Consider the following 6,495-nt stretch of genomic DNA (forward strand, 5'->3'; position numbering starts at 1 on the left):
TGACCTGCCGGAACGTGACGCTGCATGATCAAGCCCGACAAGCCTGCCAACGAAGCCCTGCGGCTCGAGACGCTGTACCGCTACCGGATCCTGGATTCGCAGCGTGAGAAATCCTTCGACGACCTGGTCGCGATCGCCAAGGCGGTCTGCGGTACCTCGATGGCGGCGGTGACCCTGATCGACGTCGAACGGCAGTGGTTCAAGTCGATCCAGGGCATCGACGCGGCGGAAAACCTGCGCAGCGAATCGATGTGTGGCCACGCCATCCTGCAGCCGCAGGAAATCATGGTGGTCGAGGACGCGTTGCAGGACATCCGCTTCCACGACAACCCGGTAGTGACCGGCGACCCGCACATCCGCTTCTACGCCGGTGCGCCATTGATCAGTTCCGATGGACTGCCTCTGGGCACGCTGTGCGTGTTCGATGCACATCCGCAGCACCTGCCCAGCGATAAGGCCGAGGCACTGGCCGCGCTGTCACGGCAGGTGATGCTTGTGATGGAGCTGCGCCGTTTCGCGCTCGACATCCAGAAGCACATGCTGGAACGCGATGACTACGAGCGCCTGCTGTCGGAGTACCAGGACGTGCTGCTGGCGCAGAATGCCGACCTGGCCGAGCAGAGCCGCACTGATGCGCTGACCGGCCTGCCCAACCGCCGCGCGATGGCGGCGGCACTGGAAGAGGCGGTGGCGGAGATCGATGGGCAACCGGGAGTGGCCTGCGTGGCCCTGCTGGACATCGATCACTTCAAGCACATCAACGATTTCCAGGGCCACGCCACCGGCGACCGGGTGCTGGCCGAGCTGGGCGTGTTGCTGCGCTCGCACTTCGCCGGCCGCGGCATGGCGGCGCGCTACGGCGGCGAGGAGTTCGTGGCGGTAATGCCGGGCACCGACCTGCACACGGCCGAACTGCAATGCGAGTTCCTGCGCCTGGCCGTGGCTGACCTGCCGCTTGGATTCCCGGTCACGGTCAGCATCGGTGTTGCCCAGCACCAGCCAGGTGAAAGCGTGGATGACACGCTGGCACGTGCCGACAAGGCGCTGTACCGGGCCAAGGGCAATGGTCGCAACCGGGTGGAACGGGCGGGCTGAGACACCGGCGACTCGCGCGCTGAACGCATGCGACGTGTGGATGATTCGATGCCGTTCCAGTAGATCCACGCCATGCGTGGATGCTCTTCCCGATTCACGTCGCGTCGCAGCTCCTGCGATCAGAACCGGCCAGCATGACGTCCCTGTTCCCACGGACACAACCATGCTGCAGACCCTGGCCATCGCCCACTATCGCTCGCTGCACGGGCTGATACTGCCGCTGCAGCAGTTGAATGTGGTGACCGGCGACAATGGCAGTGGCAAATCCAGCCTGTACCGCGCGCTGCGCCTGCTGGCGGAGACCGCGCAGGGCGGCGTCGCGGCGGTTCTGGCCCGCGAAGGTGGGCTCGGTTCGGCGCTGTGGGCGGGGCCGGAAAAAATGGACCGTCGGGTTGCTGCCGGTGAAATCCCCTTGCAGGGTGGCCCGCGTCAGGAATCGGTGGGGCTGAAGCTGGGCTTCACCACCGACGAGTTCGGCTATGCCATCGACCTGGGCTACCCACCGCCCAGCCGTTCGGCCTTCGCACTGGACCCGCAGATCAAGGCCGAGGCGATCTGGGCCGGGCCGTTCCTGCGCAGCGCCAACCTGCTGGTCGACCGACGTGGGGCAATGGTGCGGCAACGCCATGCGCGCGGTTGGGATCTGGTCGATGACCGGTTGTCGCTGTTCGACAGTCTGTTCACCCAGGTTGGCGATCCGCAGCGCATGCCGGAAACCATCGCCCTGCGCGAGTACATCCGTCGCTGGCGCTTCTACGACCATTTCCGCAGCGACGCCGATGCCCCGGCACGGCAACCGGCGATGGCCACGCGCACGCCGGTGCTGCATCACGACGGTCGCGATCTGGCGGCGGCCTGGGTGACCATCCTCGAGATCGGTGATCCGGGCGCACTGGCGCGCAGCGTGGAGGATGCGTTCCCGGGCGCCACGGTGGGGTTCGAGGAACTGGATGGCCGGCTGGCCCTGCGCTTCCACCAGCCGGGGCTGCTGCGGCCGTTGTCGATGGCCGAGCTGTCCGACGGCACGCTGCGCTTCCTGCTGCTGGCCGCGGCACTGCACACGCCGCGCCCGCCGCCGCTGCTGGTGCTCAACGAACCGGAGACCAGCCTGCATCCGGACCTGCTGCCGGCGCTGGCGCGGCTGATCATCGCGGCCAGTGCGCGCAGCCAGGTGTGGGTGGTCTCACACGCCAGCCGACTGATCGCAGCACTGGAGCAGGCGCCCGGCTGTCATTCGCTGCATCTGCACAAGGAACAGGGCCGCACGCTGTTGAGCGGGCAGGGCCTGCTGGATGCCCCGGCATGGCACTGGCCGCAGCGCTGACAAGGCGATTCGCACCCTGCGCGGATACGCTCAATCGGCGATGTTGCGTGCTTCCGACGTACCGAGAATCTCCGGGTGCTGCACCGGCTTGCGGCGGTTCAACAACGGATGCAGGAACACCGCGCCGACGATGATCGCCACGCCCAGGTAGAACCACGGCGTGACCTCGTGCTGCTCGCGCAGCAGCACCACTGCCAGCACCACCGCGTAGACCGGTTCCAGGTTGGTCACCAGCTGCACGGTGTAGGCGCTCAGGTGGCGTAGCGCGACCAAGGCCAGGGCGAACGGCAGCAGCGTGCAGAACCCGGCCAGTACCAGTAGCAGGATGCCGTCGTGCAGGTCCGGAACCACCCATAGCGGGCTGGCCAGCGCCGGCAGCAGGTAGGGCATCAGTGGCGCCAGCAGGGTCAGGGTGAGGGTGCCGGCGCCCAGCTCCAGTGCGGTGACCGTAAGCGGATCGGCGTGGCTGACCATGCGCTTGTTGAGCGAGCCGAACACCGCCACCAGCAGCGCCGATATCGCGCCGATCAGTACACCCAGGCGCATGCCATCGGGCACGCCACCGACCACCAGTGCAACACCCGGCAGCACGGCCAGGCCGAAGGCGAGTTCACGCAGCTGGAACGGTCGCTTGGCTACCCACGGTTCGATGATCGAGGTGAATACCGGCGCCAGCGCGATGCAGGTGGCGGCCACCGAGGCGTTGGCCAGCTTCACCGCGCCGTAGAACGTCAGCCAGTGCAGGGCGACCAGCGCGCCGATGCCGGCGTAGCCCGCCACCAGGCGCAGTGGCAGGGTGCGCAATCCGCGCCAGACCCGCGGCAGCAGCGCCAACATTGCCGTTACCAGCAGCATGCGCCACCACACCAGCGGCAGCGCCGGCAGGGTGATCAACTTGCCGAGGATGGCGGTGACGCCCCACAGCAGGACACAGAAGTGGATCTGCCACAGCGCTTTGCGGGTGTCGGGTGTGCTCATCCGCCTATTGTGAGGCAAGGCGATGACCGCAGCGCTATCCGCGTGAGGATTTGCTGGCCCCATCTACCCGCCGCTGCAGGGCCATCGCCGCCGCCGGGTTGCGTGCCTTGCCCGCACCAATGCACAGCAGGTAGACCTCGCGCGGCTCTGACGGTGCCGGCGCGGCCAGGCAGGGCAGGTCGTCCACCGGTTCGCCGCGTGACCAGTGGAGCGCGCGTTCGGCCCAGCGCTGCTGCACGGGTGCCGGCAGACCCTCGTTCAAGCGGGCCTGGCTGCGCTTGATCCGCGCGTAGACGAAGCCGGCACTGACATCGCCGTGTAGTGGCGCCTCGTCGCTGTCCTCGATCACCAGCGCCACGCCCTGTCGACGGGCGGCAGCAACCAGTGCCGGGCCATGTGCCTCGGCGTTGCGGACTTCCAGCGCATGCTGCAGCGCCACCCCTTCCAGTTGCTTCGGCAGCTGCGCCATCAGGGCACCCAATGCATCGGCATCGGCCGGATGGCGCGGATCGAACTGCCACAGCAACGGGCCGAGCCGGTCACCGAGTGCAATCGCCGCCTGCAGGAAGGGCGCGGCCGCTTCCACCGTGCTGGAGAGGTCGCGGCGCTGCACCAGGTAGCGTGGTGCCTTCATCGAAAACCGGAAACCGTCGGGTGTCTGTGCGGCCCACTGCGCGCACTGCGCCGCTGTTGGCGTGCGGTAGAAGGTGCCGTTGATTTCGATGCAGCGCAGGGCGCGGCTGGCGTGGGCCAGTTCTTCACGCTGCGGCAGGCCAACCGGGTAGAAAACGCCGCCGCGCCATTCGGGAAACACCCAGCCACCAATGCCGCAGCGGATCTCCGCCTGCCGGGCGGTCGCGGTCACTGGCCGTGGTCCGCGCGCCACGGGTCGTAGCTGCCGAACCACCACAAATAGCCTTCCGGGTCGGCGCAGGCGTAGCCGCGTCCGCCATAGTCCTGGTCGGCGATGTCGATGACAATGCGGGCACCGGCGGCCTTGGCCCGTGCATAGTGCGCATCGGCATCGGTGACGATCACGCAGGCGTTCTGGGTCTGGCGGCCGCCGACCTCATCAGGCATCGCCGCATGCTGGTTCCACTCGCTTTCCTTGTCGGCCGAGCCGAGCATGATCATGCCGGTGCCGAAGGTCAGCTGTGCATGGAAGACCGTATCGCCATCGGCGTAGACGGCCTGGGCATGGAAGCCGAAGGCGCGCTGCAGCCAGTCGATGGCGGCCTGCGCGTCGCGATAGCGCAGGCATGGAATGATGGTGGAGCCGTTGCTCGGTTGGCCGTTCCCGCCCATGACACCCCTCCTATGGCACAGGGCAGGGTGCGCCGCAGACCGTTACCATCGCGCGAAACCCCGGTGACGGCCTGCACATGGCCGCCACCCCTGTTCGGAGATCGTGCTGGATGAAACCCTGGATTGGAGGAGCCGTGCTGCTGGCGTGCACGACCATGGCGAGTGCTGCCACCCCGGCGCAGCTGCAGGACCTGGATGCGACCGTCGAGCGCGTGCGCGCGCAGTTCGACGTGCCCGGCATTGCCGTGGCCGTGGTCAAGGATGGCGAGGTGGTGCTGGAACGCGGCTGGGGCGTGCGCGAGCAGGGCAAGCCGGAACCGGTGCAGGCCGATACGCTGTTCGCCATTGCTTCCAACACCAAAGCGTTCACCGCCACCTCGCTGAACCTGCTGGCCGAGGACGGCAAACTGAAGATGGACGACAAGGTGATCGACCACCTGCCGTCGTTCCGCATGTCCGATCCGTTCGTGACCGGGCAGATGACGATCCGCGACCTGCTGTCGCATCGCAGCGGGCTGAGCCTGGGCGCAGGTGACCTGCTGTTCTGGCCGACCACCTCCTACAGCAATGCCGAAGTGGTGGAGCGGCTGGGCAAAGTGCCGCTGAAGGGCGGTTTCCGCGAGAGCTATGCGTACGACAACATCCTGTACGCGGTTGCCCAGCAGGTGATCGAGCATGTCTCCGGCATGAGCTACCAGCAGTTCCTGCAGACCCGCATCTTCGACAAGGTGGGCATGGCCGGCACACGCTACAACGCCGATCACCTGAAGCCGGGCGACAAGGCCGCGGTCGGCCACGCCAAGTACGATTTCAAGGACCTGCGTACCGTTGCACCGCTGACCTGGTCGAACAATGCCGGTGCCGGTGGCATCTATTCCAGTGCGCACGACATGGCGCGCTGGATGCAGGTGCAGTTGGCCGAAGGCGAGCTCGCCGATGGCACTGCGCTGTTCAGCGACAAGAGCCAGCAGCAGATGTGGCGGATGATCACGCCGCAGTCGATCCCGGCGCCGAGCGTGCCGGAGCTGGCACCGGCCCGGGCCAACTTTGCCGGTTACGGCGAAGGCTGGAGCCTGAGCGACTACCGCGGGCAGAAACTGGTCTGGCACACCGGTGGCTGGCCGGGCATGGTTTCGCGGCTGACCCTGGTGCCGGGCGAGAAGCTGGGCGTGGTGGTGCTGACCAACCAGGAAGTGGGCGCAGCGTTCAACGCGATCACCCTGAGCGTGCTTGATGCTTACCTGGGCGGTGAGAAGCACGACTGGGTGGACGCCTATGCCAAGGCCGTGGCCAAGGGCCAGGACAAGGCCGACGAGGCCTGGGCCAAGCACCAGAGCGCGCGCGACAAGGGCAGCAAGCCATCGCTGGCACTGGCCGGCTACACCGGCACGTTCCGCGACCGCTGGTACGGCGACATGCAGGTCAGTGCCGAGGGCAAGGGACTGCGCCTGCGCTTCATGAAGACCGCGCAGCTGAGCGGGCGCCTGGAGCATTGGCAGCATGACACCTTCATCGTGCGCTGGGACGACCGTTCGCTCAACGCCGACGCGTTCGTGAACTTCAGCCTGGATCCGGACGGCAAGGTGCGCGAGGTGCGCATGCAGTCGATCTCCGACCTGACCGATTTCAGCTTCGATTTCCAGGACCTGCTGTTCACCCCGGTGAAATGACGCCGCCGGGCGTGGCCCGGCGCTGCCGTTTGACGAATCCCATCGGTAGTGGCGGGGGGGGGGGGGGGCCCCCCGGGGGGCCCGGGGGGGGGGGGGGGGGGGGGGGGCGCGGCCGGGCCACCG

General features: G+C 67.4%; 6 protein-coding genes. 3 read left to right on the forward strand and 3 right to left on the reverse strand.

All coding sequences use genetic code 11. The features are described 5' to 3' along the window. The first annotated feature begins 24 nt into the window (after positions 1-24). Both V3B48_RS02180 and V3B48_RS02185 read left to right on the forward strand, forming a co-directional pair. A complete protein-coding gene (locus V3B48_RS02180; protein WP_329893071.1) occupies positions 25-1,095 on the forward strand; it encodes a sensor domain-containing diguanylate cyclase in 1,071 nt (356 codons plus the stop codon). 163 nt (positions 1,096-1,258) lie between these two features. Then, positions 1,259-2,419 carry an AAA family ATPase gene (locus V3B48_RS02185; RefSeq protein WP_134951490.1) on the forward strand — a complete coding sequence of 387 codons (1,161 nt, stop codon included), beginning with the start codon at positions 1,259-1,261 and terminating at the stop codon, positions 2,417-2,419. Between the two features lie 30 nt (positions 2,420-2,449). On the opposite strand, the gene V3B48_RS02190 is transcribed toward V3B48_RS02185, so the two are convergent. Genes V3B48_RS02190 through V3B48_RS02200 form a run of 3 tightly spaced genes read right to left on the reverse strand, consistent with a single transcriptional unit; the run spans position 2,450 to position 4,702 of the window. Beyond that, entirely contained in the window at positions 2,450-3,397 is a 948-nt protein-coding gene (locus tag V3B48_RS02190) for a DMT family transporter (protein ID WP_049461762.1), read from the reverse strand. A gap of 34 nt (positions 3,398-3,431) precedes the next feature. Next, a complete protein-coding gene (locus tag V3B48_RS02195; RefSeq protein WP_329893072.1) occupies positions 3,432-4,262 on the reverse strand; it encodes a DUF72 domain-containing protein in 831 nt (276 codons plus the stop codon). After that, positions 4,259-4,702: a VOC family protein gene (locus tag V3B48_RS02200; protein WP_032128347.1), complete on the reverse strand. Its 444-nt coding sequence runs from the start codon at positions 4,700-4,702 to the stop codon at positions 4,259-4,261. The genes V3B48_RS02195 and V3B48_RS02200 overlap by 4 nt, the downstream gene beginning before the upstream one ends. Before the next feature lie 110 nt (positions 4,703-4,812). Between V3B48_RS02200 and V3B48_RS02205 the strand changes: the two genes are divergently transcribed. Then, a complete protein-coding gene (locus V3B48_RS02205) occupies positions 4,813-6,372 on the forward strand; it encodes a serine hydrolase (protein WP_329893073.1) in 1,560 nt (519 codons plus the stop codon). Positions 6,373-6,495: the final 123 nt, after the last annotated feature.

The organism is Stenotrophomonas sp. SMYL20, assembly GCF_036320045.1.
GTDB classification, from domain to species: Bacteria; Pseudomonadota; Gammaproteobacteria; order Xanthomonadales; family Xanthomonadaceae; genus Stenotrophomonas; species Stenotrophomonas maltophilia_A.